Here is an 18,543-nt window from a genome sequence, read left to right as displayed (position 1 = left end):
CCCGGAACATCTGTTACCGCAGACACCACCGGCGGGCAGCCGGCGACACAGTGGCATTCTCCTGGTGGGAAGGCAAGGCCTCCATCTGGTGTGATATCCACAGAAATAAGGTGATAAGAAGGTCATCAGATTTCGTGGAAGATCGTCAGCCGAAATGCGGGAATTTCGGCTGACTCGCGGAGCATGCTGCTCCAGAGCCGTTGCTCAGCGGCCCAGTGTTGCGTCTATTCTGTATGGATCATCTTAGCGGACGCAACACTAGACGGTGATGTGCAGGCGCGGGCGCAGGGCGGGGTCGTCGGCTTCTCCCGAATGCCCCTCGGCAGCAACGTCCGGGGCGCTTTCGACCGGGGAAAGGAGAATGTCCGGCGTCAGGGCGTCCACCTGGAGCAAAAAGCGGTCGCCCTGTTCAAAGGCGCCCTTGAGCGGGGCGCGCAAGGGGTGGCCGTCCACCAGCACCCAGGCCAGGCCGGGGGATTCCGCATCGGCGGGGGCGAGTTCCCATTCCAGGAATCGCGCCCGGACCCGGTCGCCTGGCCGGTGGGACCGCCTGAAAGCCTCGCGCCGCTCCTGCTGACCCTGCTGCGAAGACCGCCAGGGGTCTTCGTGTCCGAAGGAGTTCGGGCCAAAGGGATGCAGGCCGGCGCGCATGACTTACCCGAGGCCGGGGCTGGCCTGGGCCTGTTTGAGGATGAGGGCCACCTCGTCCAGGGAAAGGCCCGTGGCATGGGCCAGCGCCTTGGGACTCTGCCCGTGGCGGTGCCCCTGGATGACCATCTGGCGCAAGGTTTGCGAGGAGCGGGTGATACGCTCTGCCTTTTCCAGCAGGAGTTTGAGCTCTTCCGTGCGGCGCTCCATGTTCTCGGAAAGCATCACCAGCTCCTGTTGGCGCTGGGTGAAGCTGGAAACGAGTTCATGTTCCAACTGCGCGTTGAACTGGAGCCTCTGCAACAGGCGCTCCTGGTTTTCCTGCAGCTCCAGCACAATCTGCTCGGAGCGCTTCAACCGCATGAAGAAAAACGCCACCAGCACAAGCAGCAGCACTTCTGCGGCCGTAAGAACGAGAATAATCCATTGAGGCATGACAGGCGTAATCCGTGACTGCTATCAGACGTTGACGTTGACAATGGAGCCTTGCCATGGCCCCTCTGAGTGGGCATGGGTGGCTGCGGGCGCACTTTCCTTGGCCTTGCGGCGCTTGCGCCGGGGCTCCGGCAGATCCTGGCCCTGCCCTGCGCCGTCCTTGGAAAGGGATTCCATCCCTTCCTGCGGGTCCACGGCGGGGGTTTTCTGGCGGTCGTGCACCAGTTCATCAAACGCGGCTTCACGCGCCGCCTGGGCCTGGGCCTGAGGCAACGACTGCTCAGCGCCGGCAAGCTCCCCGGCCATGGGAATGGGGGCCACGAGGACATTCATCTGCACTGGCATAGGCGGCTCCCGGCGAGGCGCGCTGGCCCGTACGGGACGGACCTGATGGACAGCGTGGGCAGCATGGCAGGCGCGCGTTATTTGATGAGATATTCCTCGATAAGAATCACCTCAAGCTGGTCGCTGGCCAGGTATTGGTTGACGACAGAGAGCAGATCCTTCTTGAGCTGGTCCACATTCTTCGTATCGGACAGAAACACCATATCCTTATTGCGGAGATAGTAAAAAATTGCATCCCTGAGCACAACAATTTTGTTCCGAACCTCAAAGGACATCCGTTCGCTGTCCGTGGCCAGGGAAAAGCGCACCGTGAGGAAGCGATACGCCCCATTCGGCATGGCGTATTCCACCAGGAACGGGTCCAGGGACACGATGAAATCGTACCCGGCGGTGCTTTCCGGCTCCATGATCACTTCCGGCTCGGTTTCCTGCGCCACCACCGGTGCAGGAGGGGGCGGCGGAGGGGGTGGCGGAGGGGGCGAACCCGGCAGCAGCAAAAGCACGATGAGCCCGGCCAGCAGCAGCCCGGCACCGCCAAGGGAGAGTTTTCCCTTTTTGGTTTTCAGGAAGGCCTTGAGCGTTGCCAGGAACTTGGCCACGCCCGAAGGCTCCTTGGGCGCGGTCATGTCCAGGGCGGCAGGGGCCGCGGGTGCGGCTTCGGCTTCCGGAGCGGCCTCTTCCTCCTCGTCGAGGAAGGGGGCATCGTCCAGGTCCAGCTCCACCTTGTCGGCGTCGGAGCCGGCAGCCTCCTCGCCCGTGGCGAGTTCCTCGGTATCGAGCAGGGCTTTTTCTTTTTGTATCTCGTCGGCCATGGCGCTTTGCTCGGGTTACATCGTGAAATCCTGGCCGTAGCGTGCGCGGAACAAGGACCGCAGCCTGTTCATGGCCTGGGTGTGCAGTTGCGAGACGCGGCCTTCGGTCACGTCCATAACTTCAGCCACCTCGCGCATGGTCAGCTCATCACCATAGTACAGCGACATGACCATCCGTTCCCTCGGCGTCAGTTCCTCAATGAGCCCGGCCACCTTGTCGATCACCTCCTGCAAGGCGGTGGAGTGGTAGGGCTCGTTTTCCGTATGGGCCTTGTTTTCCGAGGAGAACGTATCCTGAATGGCGTCGAGATCCATGCAGAACTGGTTCTGCAGGGCCTCCAGGCCATTGCGGACGTCCTTTTCGGTCAGGCCCGTGTCCGTGGCCAGCTCCGCCTCGGTGGGTTTGCGGCCGTGGGTGGTTTCATAGCGTTTGCAATGATCTTCCAACAGCTTGACCCGCTGGCGCAGCCCTCTGGAAAACCAGTCCATGCGCCTGAGCTCATCAAGCATGGCTCCCTTGATGCGGTTTTCGGCATAGGTATCGAACTTGATGCCGAGTTCAGGGTTGAACTTGCCCAGGGCCTCCATGAGGCCGAGGGTGCCGGAGCTGATGATGTCTCCCAGCTCCACGTGCCTGGGCAGCTTGGCTTTGAGCCGGAGCGCCAGGTACTTGATTTTGGACGCATAGTGGCGAACCACCCGCTGTTTTGCGGGCGCGTCCATATCCTGCCAGGCAAGCTCGCCAGACTCGAGCTGCTCCCAGGCCTCAGGCGTGGAAAAGGAGCTTTTTCCAGAAGAACTTGATGTTTCCATCCAGGTTCGCCGCCGGGTTCCAGGTTGCGATATGCTTGGCCAGTTGCTCCAGCCCCTGCGAGGCAGGAGAGTCAGGGTAGGCCACACTCACGGGCTCCTGCCGCATGACCGCCTTTTTCACCAATGGGTCATGAGGGATACTCCCCACAAGGTCAAGGGAAACCCCGGAAAGGAAATGATCACAGGCCTTGGCCAGCCGGGCGTACACTTCCTTGGCTGCCTTTTCCGAGGGGGCCATGTTCACCAGGACGCGGAACCGGTCCACGTCGTGCTGCATCATGAGCACCTTGATCAGGGAATAGGCGTCCGTCAGGGAGGTGGGCTCCGGGGTCATCACCACCAGGCGCTCCTGCACGGCCAGGTTGAAGTAGAGCACATTATCGTTGATGCCGGCACCGGTGTCCACAATCAGGTAATCGATGGACTCTTCCAGGGCATCCATGGCTTCCAGCAGTTCCAGCTTCTGCCCTGTGGTCAGGGAAATCATGTCCGCCACGCCGGAGGAGGCAGGCAGGATGGAGAAGCCATAGGGCGTGGGGAAGAGGATGTCTTCCAGGGACGCGCCTTCATGGAACAGGTGAAAGAGGTTTTTTTGCGGGGATACGCCTAGCACGATATCCACATTGGCCAGACCAAGGTCGGCGTCCAGGAGGATGACGCGCTTGCCCTGACGGGCCAGGGCGCAGGCCAGATTGGCGGAAATGTTCGTCTTGCCCACACCCCCCTTGCCGGAGGTGACGGAAAAGACCAGGGGGAGCCGCTCGTCCATAATGAAAGGTTCCTCCAAAGGCGACATGCTGTTGTCCTTATGAACGCCGGCCCACGCCGGGGAGACGGTGCTTGAAGAGCAGTTCCCACATCACGCGGTGGCTGGCCGGTGTCAGGTCGTCCTGCAGTCCTGCTCCGGCGGAGAACGCCACCGTCGGCAGGCCCAGAGCATGCGCTGTGTTGACCAGATTCCCGAAGGTATAGGCTTCGTCCAGCTTCGTCCAGAGCAGACCGCCCATGTTCTCCGTCATATATTGCCTGCCGAACTGACGGAGCTGCGATGGCGCGTAATGTGGCGAGAGTGCCAGTAAAATTTGCAAGGTGCCGAGTTCCTCAAAGGCCAGCAGCCCCATCCGCAGGAGCAGGTGGTCCATGGTCTGCCCGCGGCCCAGGGCCGGGAGATCCACCAGGACCAGATCCATGCCCGCGCAGTCCCGGAGCAGCTGGGCGGCTTCCTGGCCAGGAGCCAGCTCCAGGTACACCAGATCCGCCAGATCGGCGCACTGGCGCAGGAGCATGCGGCCCTGGGAGCGCTGCACATCGGCATTGACCACGCAGATGCGGCCTGCGGGGTTCGCCTGCCGGGCCTGCAGGGCCAGACGGATCACGGCCGTGGTTTTGCCCACCCCGTGCGGGCCGGCCACGGCGAGCACCCGCCGCTGCCCGGGGCCGAACTCCAGGGGGGCCACCGGCACCATCTGCCCCAGGGGCGTGAGCACGGAACAGTTGGGCCGGGTGTGGAGCGCGGTCACCAGATCGGCCAGGGCGGCGTCGTCCACGCCCTCGCGCTCCAGGTACTCCAGGGCCAGCCGCTGCCGCGGGGCCAGGGCTTGCAGTGGCAGCTGCGGTTTGAGGGCCGTGAGCAGATGTTCGCGAATCTTCAGCCATTCCTGCTGCCAGCTGCCCACCACGGGCGTCACGGCCACCACTTCCTCCACCACGCTGGTCACCGCTTCAGCCGCGGGAACCGCGTCAGCGCGCTGGCCGCAGCTGACGGTTGCTGTCGGTTTCTTGACGGGCGCAGCATTCGACTTGGGTTCCAGCGCCGCCGTGATTTCGCACACAGAGGCGCCATCTTCCTTGAAGCTGCGGGTGGAGAGGATGACGGCATCCGCTCCCAGCTCAGCCTTGATGCGTTTGAGCACACTGGCCGAGGAGTCGCCCCGAAAGGTTTTCACTCGCATGTTACAACCCCACCGAAGACACTGCGTTCAGTTTGATGTCCGAGGGAATCTCCGCCTGGGAGATGACCGGCAACGTTGGCAAAAACCTTTGCAGTAACTGGGCCAGATGCGGCCGGACCACCGGCGTGGTCAGCAGCACCGGCTGGCCCTCGGCCGTGGCCGCGGCATCCACGGCATGGTTCAGCTTGCTGATGAGCTTGTGCGCCGTGCCGGGCTCCATGGCCAGGAAGGCGCCGTTGTCGGTTCGGCGCAGGCTTTCCTGGAGCATTTTTTCCACCCCATTGTCCAGCGTGATGATGGACAAAACGCCCGACGCGCTCAAATGCGGCTTGACGATGGTCCGGGACATGCGCTCGCGGACGTATTCCGTGAGCTGATCGGGATCCTTGGTGGCGTGCCCGTAGTCGGCCAGGGCTTCCACGATGGAGAGCAGATCGCGGATGGAGACCCCCTCGCGCACCAGATTCTGCAGCACCTTCTGCACCGTGCCCAGGTTCAGCACGCCGGGCACCAGATCCTCCACAGCCTTGGGGTAGGACTTGGCCAGGTTGTCCAGAAGTCCCTGCACTTCCTGACGACCCAGGAACTCGTGCAGCTGACGCTTGAACACTTCCGTCAAATGGGTGGCAATGACGGTGGAGGGGTCCACCACGGTATAGCCGGCCAGCATGGCTTCCTCCTTCTGGCGATCCGGAATCCAGAGGGCCGGGAGGTTGAAGGCCGGTTCGCGGGTCTCCACGCCAGGCACGCGGTGTTTGACATCGCCCGGGTCCATGGCCAGCAGGTGGTCGATGAGGATTTCCGCAGAGGCGACCTCGTTGCCCTTGATGAGCACGGAGTACTGGCCGGGCTTGAGCTGGAGGTTGTCCCGCAGGTGCAGGGAGGGGATGACCACCCCCATATCCAGGGCGAACTGCCGACGGATGGAGCGGATGCGGGTGAGCAGGTTGCCGCTTTGCTCTTCGTCCACCAGGGGGATGAGCCCGTAGCCGACTTCCAGCTCCAGGATGTCCAGGGGCAGGAGGGCCTGCACCTCTTCCGGCGTGTCCAGGGAGGGGCCGGACTTGCCGGCTTTCTTGGCGGCGTCCTTGGCGTCCTTGCCGCTGACGGCCTCGCCCTTGCCCTTGCCCCCTTCGACCATGCGGGCGCCCAGGAACATCATGACCGAGAAGACCATGAAGGGGATGGTGGGCATGCCCGGCACCAGCGAGAAGACAAAAAGCACCACCGAAACCAGCTTGAGGGAGCGGGCGTTGTACGCCAGCTGGCCGATGAATTCCTCACCCATTTTGGCCTTGGATGCCGAACGGGAGACGATAATGCCCGCCGCCGTGGAGACGATGAGGGAGGGGATGGTGGCCACCAGGCCGTCGCCGATGGTCAGCAGGGTGTAGGTTTCGGCGGCTTCGCGCCAGCTCATGTCCCGTTGCAGGATGCCAATGGCAATGCCGCCGACAATGTTGATCAGGGTGATGATCATGCCGGCTTTCACGTCCCCCTGGACGAACTTGCCCGCACCGTCCATGGCGCCGTAGAAGTCAGCCTCCTTGCGGATGTTCTCGCGCATTTCGCGGGCGTCTTCCTCGGTGATGAGGCCGGCGTTCAGGTCGGCTTCAATGGCCATCTGCTTGCCGGGCATGGCGTCCAGGGTAAACCGGGCAGCCACCTCGCCAATACGCGTGGTGCCGGCCACGATGACTGTCTTGTTCAGCGTGAACAGGATGAAGAAAATGACGATGCCGATGACGAAGCTGCCGCCCACCACGAACTCGCCAAAACTCTTGATGACCTGTCCGGCCGCGTCCACGCCCTCGTGCCCGTACAGCAGGATAAGCCGGGTGGAGGCGACGTTGAGCGCCAGGCGAAGCAGGGTCAGCACCAGCAGCAGGGAGGGGAACACCGAGAATTCCATGGGGCTGGTCATGAACATGGAGGTAATGAGCACCACCATGGACAGCGAGATGGACAGACAGAGCATCATGTCCAGCACGATGGTGGGCATGGGCACCAGCATGACGAACAGAATGACCACCACGCCGCCGGCAAGGAGGATGTCCCCCTGCCGCGCAAAGCGCTGGTAATCTATCTGTGGTCCTTTGAACTGGGAAAGCGTGCTAGCCATGGTTTTGACACCTCACTGCATCAGTGGCTCTGTTCATTGTCAGGTTCCTGCCGGCTCCGGTGGAGCACCTGCTCCACCCTGGGGCCGCGATGGGCCTTGGTTTTGTACACCTGGGCCAGAATGGCGGCCACAGCCTGGTACATTTCCTCCGGAATGGCATCTCCAATTTCCACGGACTTATACAAGGCTTGTGCCAAGGGCTTGTTTTCGCGGATGGGAATGCCGTGCTCGCGGCCGATTTCCTTGATCCGCTGGGCAATGCGGTTCACGCCCTTGGCCAGCACAATGGGCGCGGGCGCCACCAGCGCGTCGTACTTCAGGGCCACGGCATAGTGGGTGGGGTTGGTGATGATCACGTCGGCCTTGGGCACCTGCTGGAACATGCGGCGCTGCATGAACTCCATCATGTTTCTGCGCTGCTTGCTTTTGATGATGGGATCACCCTCGGCCTGCTTGCGCTCGTCCTTGACCTCGTCCTTGGTCATCTTCAGGTTTTCCGCATACTCGTAGCGGGTATACCAGAGGTCGAACGCGGCGATGGCGGCCATGGGCAACAGGGCGTTCAAGAGCACCTGAGCCCCTGTTTCCAGCATGAATCCGGCCAGATACTCAGGCCCCTGGTAATACAGGGGCAGCAGGTGGTGCATGGAATCCTCCAGCACCCAAATAGATGGAAAAGCCGATGACCACAGACTGCAGCAGGCTTTTGCCCAGGCGGATAAGCGTCTGGGTATCCACAAAAATCCGCTTGAGCCCGGCCACCACATTCAGCATGCGGTCAAACTTCATCTCAAACACTTTGGGCGCCCAGAGCGGGCCCACCTGCACCCGCATGGTGATCCAGGCAACCAAGCCGATGAAGATGATCACCGGCAGAATCATGATGGCCAGTTCCCAGCCCACTTTAATCACCATCGAATGCACGTTCTGCGCGGAAAGCTCAAACGTGGCGAACCCGCTGAAGAACCACTGGAACACCACCTGCAGCTCGTCCCAGATGTATGAGGCATACACCCGCAATGCAATATACCCGGCAAGAATGGTGGTCAGCTTGCTGATTTCCTGCGACTTGGCAACACTGCCCTTTTCGCGGGCTTTGTTTACCCGTTTTGGCGTCGCTTGTTCTGTTCTTGATGGATCTTGTTGCGGCATGGCGGCCTCACCAGCGGAGCTATTGCATCAATTGGAGCATGCCTTCATACATGCGGCTCATCTGCCCGATGAAGTCCTGCATGTAATCAGACATGATGGTGAACAACATCCCCATAAAGAAAAACCCGACCCCCAGCTTCAGGGGAAAGCCCACAAACAACACGTTCATCTGGGGAGCGGCCCGGGCCACCAGGGCCAGGCCCAGGTCCACCAGGAACAGCGCCACCAGCACCGGCGCGGCAATGCGGATGCCCAGGGAGAACATTTGCCCCGAGGCCTGCAACACCTGCTCCACCAGCGCCGGCCGCAGGACCAGCCCCCCCGGAGGGATGATATCGAAGGTGAGGGCCACGGCCTTGAGCAGGTACAGGTGCCCGTTGAATGACAGGAAAATCAGCATGGTGACCATCCACAACACGTGCGCGGTCACGCCTTCCGACTGTCCGCTCATGGGGTCGATCACATTGGACATGGTCAGGCCCATCTGAAAGCCGATGAGCTGCCCGCCTGTCTGGATGGCGGCAAAGATGAAGTTCACCACCAGTCCCATGGTCAGCCCCAGAACCATTTCCCCAAGCATCATGAGCAGAATGGAGATGGGATGGCCGGGAAAGGCCGAAGCCGGGAACTTCAGGTACGGCCAGATGGCCATGGTCAGGACGATGACCAGCGCCGCCTTGATGGGGTTGGGGATCTTGTCCCCCCCGAAAAAGGGGAGCAGAAACAGCACCACGCTGAGTCGAAACAGCGTGAGCATGAACGAGAGGACGTTTTCCGGCGTCAAACCCATGAATTCCATGGGCCGACTCCAGCAAAAAACGATCCAGCGGCAAGACCAGGGAAGCGCCTGCGAAGAATGTCCTGCCGGATCAGGCCCCGGCCGCCTCGGGACGGTATTCCGGCACGGCCTGGCGCAGCAGGTGGCGGATGGCCTCGCCGTCGCGGCGGGCGGCGGCGGCGGCCAGCTCGTCCACCAGCGTGTCCAGCGAGCCGGTCGGACAGGCCTCGCCCTTGAGCACCATGAGCTGCTCATGCGCCGAGGGCACGATGCCTTCGCCCTCGGTCACCAGCTCCTCATAGAGCTTTTCGCCGGGCCTGAGGCCGATGAATTCGATGGCCACATCCCGGCCCGGCTCGCGGCCGGAAAGGCGGATCAGATCCTCGGCCATGTGCGCGATGTTTACCGGCCGGCCCATCTTCAGAAGGTAGATCTCCCCTGCCCCGCCGCCGGGAGCCCGGGCCAGGGCGCCGGCCTGGAGGATCAGCAGGCAGGCTTCCTCCACGGTCATGAAATAGCGGACCACGTCGGGATGCGTTACCGTGACCGGACCGCCGCGCTCGATCTGGGCGCGGAAGAGCGGAATGACCGACCCGGAGGAGCCCAGCACATTGCCGAAACGAACCGCCATCAGCCGCATGTCCGTTGAGGCTGGGGCCAAGCATTCGGCCTGCAGCAGCCGTTCGGCCAGACGCTTGCTCGCGCCCATGACATTGGTGGGCCGCACGGCCTTGTCCGTGGAGACCAGCAACAGACTCTCCACCCCGCAGCCCCTGGCCGCATCCAGCAGGTGGACCATGCCCAGCACGTTGTTGGTCACGGCCTGCCAGGGGTGCAGCTCCAGCATGGGCACATGCTTGTAGGCTGCGGCATGAAAAATCACCTGCGGCGCATGCGTTTCCAGGGCCCAGCGGGACCAGTCCGCATCGGCCAGGGAGCCCAGCAGAGGACGGCTGCGACGAAACTGGCGGTCGTAGGCCAGTTCCATCTGAATGGCGTAGAGGGCGCTCTCGCTCATGTCCAGAAGCTGCAGCTCGGCCGGGGCAAAGGCTGTCAGCTGGCGGCACAGTTCCGAGCCGATGGACCCGCCGGCGCCAGTAACCAGCACACGCCTGCCGGCCACGGCCTCGCGGATGCTGGCCGGGTCCGGGCGGGCTTCCTCCCGGGGCAGGAGATCGCGATAATCCACATCGCGCAGGGCCTTGACGCTCACCCGGCCCTGGGCCAGCTCCCGCAGGCTGGGAATGGTCCGGCAGGGCAGCCGGGCCTCCTCGCACACGGTCACGATGCGCCGCATGGCCGGCCCCGAGGCCGACGGCATGGCGATGAGCGCCTCCTGCGCGCCGATGCGCCCGCTGGCCACCCAGGTCGGCAAGGTTTCGATGGCGTCCAGCACGGGCACCCCATGCAGGGTCTTGCCGCGCTTGCCGGGGTCGTCGTCAAACATGCCCGTGAGCCGCACGCCGCTTTCGGGGTTGGAGAGGATGTCCCGCACCAGCTTCTCGCCAGCCTCGCCCGCGCCCAGGATGACGCAGTCCCGCACCGGCCCGGCAGGCCCGGCGGCGGCCCGCAGGGAACTCATGCGGAAGGCCGGCCCCTTGTGCAGGCGAATGGCCAGCCGCACCCCGCAAAAGGCCAGCAGCGTGTACAGCCAGTCCAGCAGAAAGACCGAGCGGGAATAGCCCTCGAACCGGTGCGCCACCAGCAGGATGGACATCATGAGCAATGAGGACAAGGTCACCGCGCCGGCAATGCGTCCGACGTCCGGCAGGCTGGTGTAGCGCCACATGCCGCGGTAGCAGTCAAAGGCTGCCATGCAGAGCAGCTTCACGGCCACGGCCCAGGCCACCCAGGCAAAAAAGTTGGCCCACTGCGCCCCGGGCAGCGCGCCTTCAAAGCGGGTCAGATAGGCCAGCAGATGCGCGCCCAGGGCCAGCAGCCCGTCCATGGCCAGCAGCAGCCAGGCGGTGCGGTGGCGGGGAAAACGCGGCAGGCGGAGACGGGCCATCGCTACGCACCCTGCCGGCTAGCCGCGTTCCGGCGTCATGGACGCCAGGGCCAGCTGAAGACACGCGCAGATGCGGTCCTGATCCGTCGGGGTCAGGGCCGTGCCTGAGGGCAGGGCCAGCCCGCGGGCGAAGAGATCATCCCCCACGGCGCCGCCTTCCACCCACTCCGGCCCCAGCAGGCCGGCCAGGGCCGGCTGGCGGTGCAGGGGAGTCCAGAGGGCCCGGGCCTCGATGGCTTCCCGCTCCAGAGCCAGCCGCACCGCCTCGCGCTGGGCGTGCGTGGCAAAGAGCACGCAGGTCAGCCAATGGTTGGACACGCCCCAGGCCGGGTCCGGCTCGGGCAGGAACTCCAGCCCCTCAACCCCCGCCAATCGCTCCCGATACCCCTCCACTACCTGCTTTTTCCGGGCAAGCCGCTCGGGGAGCACCGCCAGCTGGGCCCGGCCCAGGGCGGCCAGGAGGTTGCTCATGCGGTAGCTGTAGCCCAGGAAGGAGTGGGTGTAGAACGGGCCGGGGTCACGGGCCATGGTGGCCAGGGCCAGGGCCTTCTCGGCCTGCGCCGGATCCCTGCACACGAGCATGCCGCCGCCGGAGGTGGTGATGAGTTTGTTGCCGTTGAAGGAAAGAATGCCGTAGTCGCCCATAGTCCCGGTGTGGCGGCCCAGCGCCGTGGCTGCCAGGGACTCGGCGGCGTCCTCGATGAGTGTCAGGCCGAAGCGGTCCCGCAGCGTCAGAAACCGGTCCATGCGCGCCGGGCGGCCGTAGCCGTGCACCACCAGCAGGGCTTTGGCCGGGCGGCCGGCCTTTTCCAGGCGGACCAGCGCGGCCTCGGCCAGGTCGGGATCCATGTTCCAGGTGCTGCGTTCGGCATCCACCACACAGGGTTGCGCGCCCAGCTGGACCACGGGCGCGGCCGAGGCGATGAAGGCAAAATCCGGACAGAGCACCACATCCCCGGCCCCCACCCCCGCCAGCAACAAGGCCAGGTGAATGCCGGCCGCACCGGAATTCAGGGCCAGGAGCCGCCGCCGGCCGTCATCAGGCAATTCCAGCAGTCGAGCCACGGCGGCCTCAAAGGCGTCCAAATCCGGCCCCACGGGGGCAAGGTAGTTGCTCTCCAGGGCCCGTTGCAAAAACTCCAGCTCGTTGCCGGCAAGGTGCGGCGGGGAAAGAAAAATCCGTCCAGCCATAAAAGGCTCCTGTTGCAGAGGGATCCAGGGTGTTGCCGTCAGACCACTTCCCGCGGCGGCAGTTTGCGCACCACCACGGCCGGCACGCCCAGGGCCAGGCTGTCGTCGGCGATGTCCTTGACCACCGCCGCGCCTGCGCCCACCACACAGTGCCCGCCCACGCGCATTTCCTGGATGACGCAGCTGCCAATGCCCAGGTGCGTGCAATCCCCCACATGCACCCCGCCGGCCAGATGGACGCCGGGGGAACAGTGGACGCCATCACCCAGGACACAGTCATGATCAATGCTGGCGGAAGTGTTGACGATGCAGGCCCGGCCCAGGGTCGCGCCGGGCTGGATCGCCGCCATGGCAAAGACCACCGTACCCGCGCCAAGCGCGGCATGGGGCGACACCCAGGCCCGCGGGTGCACCACCGTGGGGACCAGATAGCCTTGGGCGGCCAGGTCAAGCGTCAGGGCCAGCCGGCGATGATTGTCTCCAATGGCCGGCAGCACGGCCACCGCCGGACCGGGTGCGGGCAGGGCCTCATCCCCGCCCAGGACGGGAACGCCCATGATCCGCGTGCCGTGCAGGGTGGCGTTGCCATCCAGAAACACACAGGCGGCGAACTGCCCGCTGGCCTGAGCCGATTCCAGCACCACGCGGCCATGGCCGCCCGCGCCGAGGATGTAACAGGTGGGAAATGTCATTGGGTTCGATCGCTTCCTTGAAACGGCATGCGCGTGGCCTGCCCCGGCTGGCTGACGCCGCGACGCTGCAGCACCAGCCCCACCGTGCGCCACAAGATGCGGATATCCAACAGAAAGGAGCAATTGTCCACATATTCCACATCCAGACGGAACTGCTCCTCCCAGCTGCAGGCATTGCGGCCGCAGATCTGGGCCAGACCGGTCAGTCCTGGTCGGACCAAGTGCCGTCGCCGCTGCGTTGCATCGTACTTGTCCAGATAGTCCATGAGCAAGGGGCGCGGGCCGACCAGACTCATCTCTCCCCGCAGCACCAGCAGCAGCTCGGGCAGTTCATCGAGGCTGGTGGCCCGAAGCCAGCGGCCCAGGGGAGTGAGTCGCGCCGCGTCCGCACCGGGCCCTTCCCGCATGGTCCGGAACTTGCGCAGCAGGAACGGCCGTTCCAGCAACCCCGGCCGCAACTGTCGGAAAAACACCGGGCTGCCCAGCCCCACGCGCACCACCACCCCGACCACCACCAGCAACGGCAGCCACAGCGGCGCGGCCAGCAGGGTCAGCGTCAGGTCCAGCGGGCGTTTCCACCAGAAATATCGCGGTGTTTTCCCAATCATTTCCCTTCAGATAGCCGCTTTCCCGGGTTGCGGCAACACGTCCCCGGGAGTCCTGCCCATTGCCTCGAAACATGACCCGGCGTGGCTTGTCTTTTTGCGCCGGCGTGTTAAGTAGTAGCCAACCCTCTTCGACGTTTTTCTATCACGTCGATAGTATATCTGGAGATAAGGAGATCTGCATGGACCCCAAAACCATATTGTGGCCCACGGACCTGAGCAGCGAATCCATCGCCTCCGCCCCCAAAGTGCTTGCGCTTTCCCAAAAGTATAACGCAGCCATTGTCATGCTCTACGTTGCCGTGGACCTCTGTTCCTACTTCCCGGCCTACGGCAACTTTCCCTCCAACGAGGTGGTGGATCACTTCCGCCTCTGGGAAATCAAGCACGCCAAGGCGCTGATGGAAGACATCTGCGAAAAGGACCTCAAGGCCTGCCCGCACCTGGAAATTGAACTGGCCAACGGCGATCCCGTGGAGGAAATCTTCAAGATGGCCACCAAAAAGAACGCCGACCTCATCGTCATGCACGTCGCCCACGGTCGACACGCCCTGGAAGGCCCCGGCCTGGGCCACGTGGCCGAAGCCGTGGCCGCCCGCGGCGAGCTGCCGGTGCTGTTTTTGAGCGAATAAAAAACGGCGATAAAGAAAACCGGGGGAACTGAGTTCCCCCGGGCCCCTCCGGTGGGTAGTTTTCTGGTGCGGGTGTCGCCACCCGCACCAGAAAACTACCCATCAGGGGGTCCAGGGGGGATTATCCCCCCCCTGGCTCTTCTTTTTTCTTCTCTTTTCCTCTCTCCCTACCCGTCCGCCCAGCGCGGGGCGTGGGGGTCGGGGAGGCCGAGGTGATCCAGCAGCCGGGTGGCCAGATGCCGGGTGAGGTCGTCGATGGTCTTGGGCCGGTGGTAGAAGCCCGGCGCCGCGGCGATGATGGTGGCCCCGGCGTCGTGGGCGGCCAGCATGTTCTGCAGGTGGACACGGTTGAAGGGCGTTTCCCGGACCACGAGCAGCAGCGGCCGGCGCTCCTTGAGCGTCACGTCCGCGGCGCGATGCAGGAGGTTGGAGCCCAGGCCCTGGGCGATGGCGGCCAGGGAAGCCATGGAACAGGGGCAGACGACCATGCCCGCATGTCGCCAGGAGCCCGAGGCCGGGCCGGCGCCGATCTCCTGCTGGCTGTAGCGGCGCTCGCAGCGGGCGTCCAGGTGCGCTTCCACGTCGGCGCGGGCAAGGCCCATCTCCACCTGCAGCACTTCCCAGGCCCCGTCGGAGACGATGCAATGCACGGCCACGTCCGGCCGCGCGGCCAGCAGATCCAGCAGCATCAGCGCATAAGGCATGCCACTGGCCCCGGAGAGGCCGAGGACGATGCGTGTCTTCATGCCGAGGTCACCCCCGTATAATGATTTAGGGGAGGGGGAGCGCGAGGGGGAGCCCCCTTTGTACTGGGTTTCCCCCTCGCATCCTCTTGCTTCTTGTTATTTCTTCGTCAGCGGAATGCCCAGCTTGGGCCAGAGGCCGGCGATTTTGCGTTTGACCGCCGGGTCCATGGTCAGGGAGTCGGGCCATTCGCGGAAGTGGCCGTCGTCCGGGCCTTTCTTGGTGGCGTCTATGCCCATCTTGGCGCCGTAAAAGGCCGTGGGGGAGGAGTGGTCCAGGGCATCCAGGGGGCCTTCCAGGATGACGATGTCCCGCCGCGGATCCACGTTGTTGCCCAGCCGCCAGAGGACTTCCGACGTGTTCTGGACATTCACATCCTTGTCCACAATGACGATGATCTTGGTGAACATCATCTGCCCCAGGCCCCACAGGGCATACATGACCTTGCGGGTCTGGCCGGGGTAGCGCTTGTCGATGGAGACGAAGCAGAGGTTGTGGAACACGCCTTCCAGGGGCAGATTCATGTCCACCACTTCGGGCAGCTGCTTCTTGATCAGCGGCAGGAAGATGCGCTCCGTGGCCTTGCCCATGAAGCAGTCTTCCATGGGCGGCGGGCCCACAAGGGTGGCTGGGTAAATGGCGTCGGTGCGATGGGTCAGGGCCGTGACGTGGAAGACGGGATAGTCGTCGGCCAGGGAGTAATAGCCCGTGTGGTCGCCAAAAGGGCCTTCGCGCCGGCGCTCGCCGGGCTCCACATAGCCTTCCAGCACGAACATGGAATTGGCCGGGACCTCCAGATCCACGGTCTTGCACTTGACGTACTCCACCGGGGACTGCCGCAGGAAGCCGGCAAAGAGGAACTCGTCCATCTCGTCGGGGATGGGCGCGGTGGCGGCATACGTCACGGCCGGATCCGGCCCGATGGCCACGGCCACTTCCAGCCGCTGGCCCTTCTTTTCGGCCAGATGGTAGTGATAAGCCCCGCCCTTGTGGCGGTGCCAGTGCATGCCTGTGGTATTCTTGTCAAACACCTGCATGCGATACATGCCCATATTGCGCATGCCGGTTTCGGGATTCTTGGTGATGACCAGCGGCAGGGTGATGAACGGGCCGGCATCGCCGGGCCAGGTGGTCAGCACGGGAAGGATGCCCAGGTCCACGTCGTCGCCGGTGTACACCACGTCCTGGCAGGCTGCCCTGGTCACTTCCTTGGGGAAGATGTTGGCCATTTTGGCCAGCTTGGGCAGGAGCTTGAGCTTTTTGATGATGGAGTCGGGCTTTTCGATCTCCATGTACTCCTGAATCTGCTCGGCCACGGCGTCCAGGCTCTCCACCTCCAGCGCCATATGCATGCGCTGGTAGGAGCCAAAGGCATTGGTCAGCACGGGGAACTTGGAGCCCTTGACGTTTTCGAAGAGCAGCGCCGGGCCAAAGCCCTTGGAAGTCCGGTCCGTGACCTCGGCGATTTCCAGATACGGGTCCAGCGGCTCCTTGATGCGCACCAGCTCCTTGTGTTCGTCCAGGCGCTTCAGAAAGGCGTGCAGGTCTTTGTAGGCCATGATTCTTCCTGGTGATTCCAGAATGGTTCGGGAGGGAAACATGAATGAAAATGAACAAAGACTCTACCCCGAAGCCCGGCGGGATGCAATCCAGGCTCCTGGGGCCGGACTCAGCCATCCTGCTCCAGCCGGCACCACTGGGCGTAATAGGCAGCCTGGCCGCCGAGATCGGCCTCATGGGGTTCGATTAGGGCGTTCACGCCCCAGCCACGGGAAAGCCAGCCGCCGCGGGGCACGAGCACAGTTTCGGGATGCAGGCCGGGCTTGAGCGCCAGCCGCACGGGCATCGCCCCCAGGGGGGTCGCCAGCCTGGCCGGCCTGGAACAATCCAGCCGGGCGGCCCAGGGCGAATCCGGGGCCATGCGCGCCACGGGCAGGTCGGCCATCTGCTCGGGCGTGCGCCGGGAAAGCAGCACGCCGCGCTCCACAAAGGTCAGCAACCGCAGGGGATAGCCCGGCGCAGGCGAGGGCTCCGGTGTGAGGGTCTGGACCAGATGGAAGCGGCCGTTCCGGGTGGCGAAGGGACCCTCGGCCCAGGGCTCGGGCTGCGGCTGGGCCTGCAGCCAGCCCCGGGCGCGCAGCTGGTCCAGGGAGCCGGCCGGTGTGGCTGTGTGCAGCGCCTCCGTCATGACCTGCTCCGCGTCCGGAAAGTCGATCCCCAGCCGCGCGGCCAACTGCGCCTGAATCTGGAAATTGCTGCGCACCCCGGCCGGCGGCCTGTGCCAATCCGCAGGCAAGGGGCGGCCGTGCATGACAAAATCGTGTCCGGCAGCCCGGGCGAGGTCCTCGCTTTCAAAGAGCAGGGTCGGCGGCAGAATCACCGTGGCGCAGGCGGCGGTGTCGGTCATGAAGGGCTCCACAGCCACGTGGAAACGCGCCTGCAAGGCCTGGCCGATGCGCGCGGCGTCCGGCGCGGTGGCCAAGGGGTTCCAGCCCTCGGTCCATACAAAATCCACTGGCGGCTCAGCCGCTTGCAGCGCCTGCCCCAGGGAGGCAAAGGGCAGCATCCGACGACGAGGCGCACCTGCTGGCGCCTGCGGGGGTTTGGTCCAGCTGTATGAGAGGTGCCCTTTGTCCCCTCCCACAAAGGAAATGCCCCCGCCCACCCGGCCAACCTGCCCGCTGAGCAGGGCCAGGGCATTGATCCAGCGGACATTCTCCCCGCCCAGGGCATAGCGCTGCAGCCCGCGGCCGAGCATGACGTGCGTTGCCCCCGCGGTGCCGGAAGCCATCCAGTCCGCCAGCAGATGGATGCTCTCGGAGGGCACATCGCAGGCTGCCGCCAATGACTCCAGGCTCTGCCCGTCAAGGAGCGCCAGCAGGCCCTCCGCCCCGGTGCTCCGGGCCAGGGCATCCTGATTTATCCTTCCGTCATCCTTCAATATTTTCAGCACCGCGGCAGCCAGGAAGCGATCCGAGCCAGGGCGGACCCGGATGGCCTGGTCGGCAAAGGCGGCGTAGCCGCCATCCCCGGGATGGATGGCCAGGACGGGCGTTCCCTGCTTGCGGGCCTGCTGGACGATCCGCCCGGCGTGCGGGGTTTGCGCGGCCAGATTGCGTCCCCAGAGCACGATCCGCCCGGCCTTGAGAGGGGCGGACCAGTGCGGCTCGCGATGCGTGCCAAAATCCTTGCCAATGGCTGCGCCCATGGCCCGGACACAGGAACCGCCGGCGAGCCCTGCCGCGCCCAGGCGGCCGAAGACATACTCGCTGGCCCGGTGCAGCACACCGAAGGTGGCGTAATCGATATGATGCAGGATGCGCTCCGGCGTCTGCCGCAGGGTCTGGAGCTTCCCGGCAATCAGATCCAGGGCTTCGTCCCAGTCAGCGGGTCTAAACCGGCCGCCTTCCTTGAGTAATGGCGTGGTGATGCGGTCCGGGCGATGCAGGGTGTGCTGGACGTAGTCCTTCATCTTGGCGCAGCAAAAGCCGGCGGTGAAGGGATGGTCCGGATCACCCCGCAGGGTCACGCGGCCATCGTCGGCGCGTTCGGCAAGCAAGGCGCATCCATCGTGGCAATGGGAGAGACAGGCGGTGCGGAAGGCAGTCATCAAG

Annotated in this window: 19 protein-coding genes; 1 reads left to right on the top strand and 18 read right to left on the bottom strand. The window is 64.3% G+C overall.

The features are described 5' to 3' along the window. Positions 1-258: 258 nt before the first annotated feature. From ACYQ00_RS13635 to ACYQ00_RS13565, 15 genes are all read right to left on the bottom strand, one after another. Positions 259-651 (bottom strand): hypothetical protein, encoded by a 393-nt coding sequence (locus ACYQ00_RS13635; protein ID WP_460032691.1) that lies wholly within the window; start codon positions 649-651, stop codon positions 259-261. Positions 652-654: 3 nt separating this feature from the next. Continuing rightward, a complete protein-coding gene (locus tag ACYQ00_RS13630; protein WP_460032690.1) occupies positions 655-1,083 on the bottom strand; it encodes a hypothetical protein in 429 nt (142 codons plus the stop codon). Between the two features lie 24 nt (positions 1,084-1,107). Beyond that, positions 1,108-1,428: a hypothetical protein gene (locus ACYQ00_RS13625; RefSeq protein ID WP_460032689.1), complete on the bottom strand. Its 321-nt coding sequence runs from the start codon at positions 1,426-1,428 to the stop codon at positions 1,108-1,110. A gap of 77 nt (positions 1,429-1,505) precedes the next feature. Continuing rightward, on the bottom strand, positions 1,506-2,240 hold the full coding sequence (locus ACYQ00_RS13620) for a flagellar basal body-associated FliL family protein (RefSeq protein WP_460032688.1): 735 nt from the start codon (positions 2,238-2,240) through the stop codon (positions 1,506-1,508). A 15-nt stretch (positions 2,241-2,255) separates the two neighbouring features. Continuing rightward, positions 2,256-3,053: a FliA/WhiG family RNA polymerase sigma factor gene (locus ACYQ00_RS13615; protein WP_460032687.1), complete on the bottom strand. Its 798-nt coding sequence runs from the start codon at positions 3,051-3,053 to the stop codon at positions 2,256-2,258. Further along, on the bottom strand, positions 3,007-3,822 hold the full coding sequence (locus ACYQ00_RS13610) for a MinD/ParA family protein (protein ID WP_460033171.1): 816 nt from the start codon (positions 3,820-3,822) through the stop codon (positions 3,007-3,009). The genes ACYQ00_RS13615 and ACYQ00_RS13610 overlap by 47 nt, the downstream gene beginning before the upstream one ends. Before the next feature lie 37 nt (positions 3,823-3,859). Then, positions 3,860-5,005 carry a flagellar biosynthesis protein FlhF gene (locus ACYQ00_RS13605; protein ID WP_460032686.1) on the bottom strand — a complete coding sequence of 382 codons (1,146 nt, stop codon included), beginning with the start codon at positions 5,003-5,005 and terminating at the stop codon, positions 3,860-3,862. A 1-nt stretch (position 5,006) separates the two neighbouring features. Beyond that, positions 5,007-7,127, bottom strand: coding sequence for a flagellar biosynthesis protein FlhA (gene flhA / locus ACYQ00_RS13600; RefSeq protein ID WP_460032685.1), 2,121 nt, complete (start codon positions 7,125-7,127; stop codon positions 5,007-5,009). A gap of 20 nt (positions 7,128-7,147) precedes the next feature. Next, positions 7,148-7,789, bottom strand: coding sequence for an EscU/YscU/HrcU family type III secretion system export apparatus switch protein (locus tag ACYQ00_RS13595; RefSeq protein ID WP_460032684.1), 642 nt, complete (start codon positions 7,787-7,789; stop codon positions 7,148-7,150). Then, on the bottom strand, positions 7,737-8,279 hold the full coding sequence (locus ACYQ00_RS13590; RefSeq protein ID WP_460032683.1) for an EscU/YscU/HrcU family type III secretion system export apparatus switch protein: 543 nt from the start codon (positions 8,277-8,279) through the stop codon (positions 7,737-7,739). The genes ACYQ00_RS13595 and ACYQ00_RS13590 overlap by 53 nt, the downstream gene beginning before the upstream one ends. Positions 8,280-8,298: 19 nt before the next feature. Further along, a complete protein-coding gene (fliR, locus tag ACYQ00_RS13585; protein WP_460032682.1) occupies positions 8,299-9,078 on the bottom strand; it encodes a flagellar biosynthetic protein FliR in 780 nt (259 codons plus the stop codon). A 70-nt stretch (positions 9,079-9,148) separates the two neighbouring features. After that, positions 9,149-11,065, bottom strand: a complete 1,917-nt coding sequence (locus ACYQ00_RS13580) for a polysaccharide biosynthesis protein (protein ID WP_460032681.1) — start codon at positions 11,063-11,065, stop codon at positions 9,149-9,151. 18 nt (positions 11,066-11,083) lie between these two features. After that, positions 11,084-12,256 carry a DegT/DnrJ/EryC1/StrS family aminotransferase gene (locus ACYQ00_RS13575; RefSeq protein WP_460032680.1) on the bottom strand — a complete coding sequence of 391 codons (1,173 nt, stop codon included), beginning with the start codon at positions 12,254-12,256 and terminating at the stop codon, positions 11,084-11,086. A 38-nt stretch (positions 12,257-12,294) separates the two neighbouring features. Then, positions 12,295-12,948 (bottom strand): acetyltransferase, encoded by a 654-nt coding sequence (locus ACYQ00_RS13570; RefSeq protein ID WP_460032679.1) that lies wholly within the window; start codon positions 12,946-12,948, stop codon positions 12,295-12,297. Beyond that, complete coding sequence (locus tag ACYQ00_RS13565; protein ID WP_460032678.1) at positions 12,945-13,556, bottom strand: sugar transferase; 612 nt, start codon at positions 13,554-13,556, stop codon at positions 12,945-12,947. Before ACYQ00_RS13565 ends, ACYQ00_RS13570 begins: the two co-directional genes overlap by 4 nt. 179 nt (positions 13,557-13,735) lie before the next feature. Between ACYQ00_RS13565 and ACYQ00_RS13560 the strand changes: the two genes are divergently transcribed. Next, positions 13,736-14,185: a universal stress protein gene (locus ACYQ00_RS13560; RefSeq protein ID WP_460032677.1), complete on the top strand. Its 450-nt coding sequence runs from the start codon at positions 13,736-13,738 to the stop codon at positions 14,183-14,185. A gap of 167 nt (positions 14,186-14,352) precedes the next feature. On the opposite strand, the gene ACYQ00_RS13555 is transcribed toward ACYQ00_RS13560, so the two are convergent. From ACYQ00_RS13555 to ACYQ00_RS13545, 3 genes are all read right to left on the bottom strand, one after another. After that, positions 14,353-14,931: a UbiX family flavin prenyltransferase gene (locus tag ACYQ00_RS13555; protein ID WP_460032676.1), complete on the bottom strand. Its 579-nt coding sequence runs from the start codon at positions 14,929-14,931 to the stop codon at positions 14,353-14,355. 96 nt (positions 14,932-15,027) lie between these two features. Next, the gene (locus ACYQ00_RS13550) at positions 15,028-16,488 is read right to left on the bottom strand and encodes a menaquinone biosynthesis decarboxylase (protein WP_460032675.1); all 1,461 of its coding nucleotides are present in this window, start codon (positions 16,486-16,488) and stop codon (positions 15,028-15,030) included. A gap of 110 nt (positions 16,489-16,598) precedes the next feature. Further along, on the bottom strand, positions 16,599-18,539 hold the full coding sequence (locus tag ACYQ00_RS13545; protein WP_460032674.1) for a molybdopterin-dependent oxidoreductase: 1,941 nt from the start codon (positions 18,537-18,539) through the stop codon (positions 16,599-16,601). Positions 18,540-18,543: the final 4 nt, after the last annotated feature.

Source organism: Megalodesulfovibrio paquesii (assembly GCF_054653055.1).
Note: the sequence above shows the minus strand (reverse complement) of the source record. Positions and strands in the feature narration are given on the sequence as shown.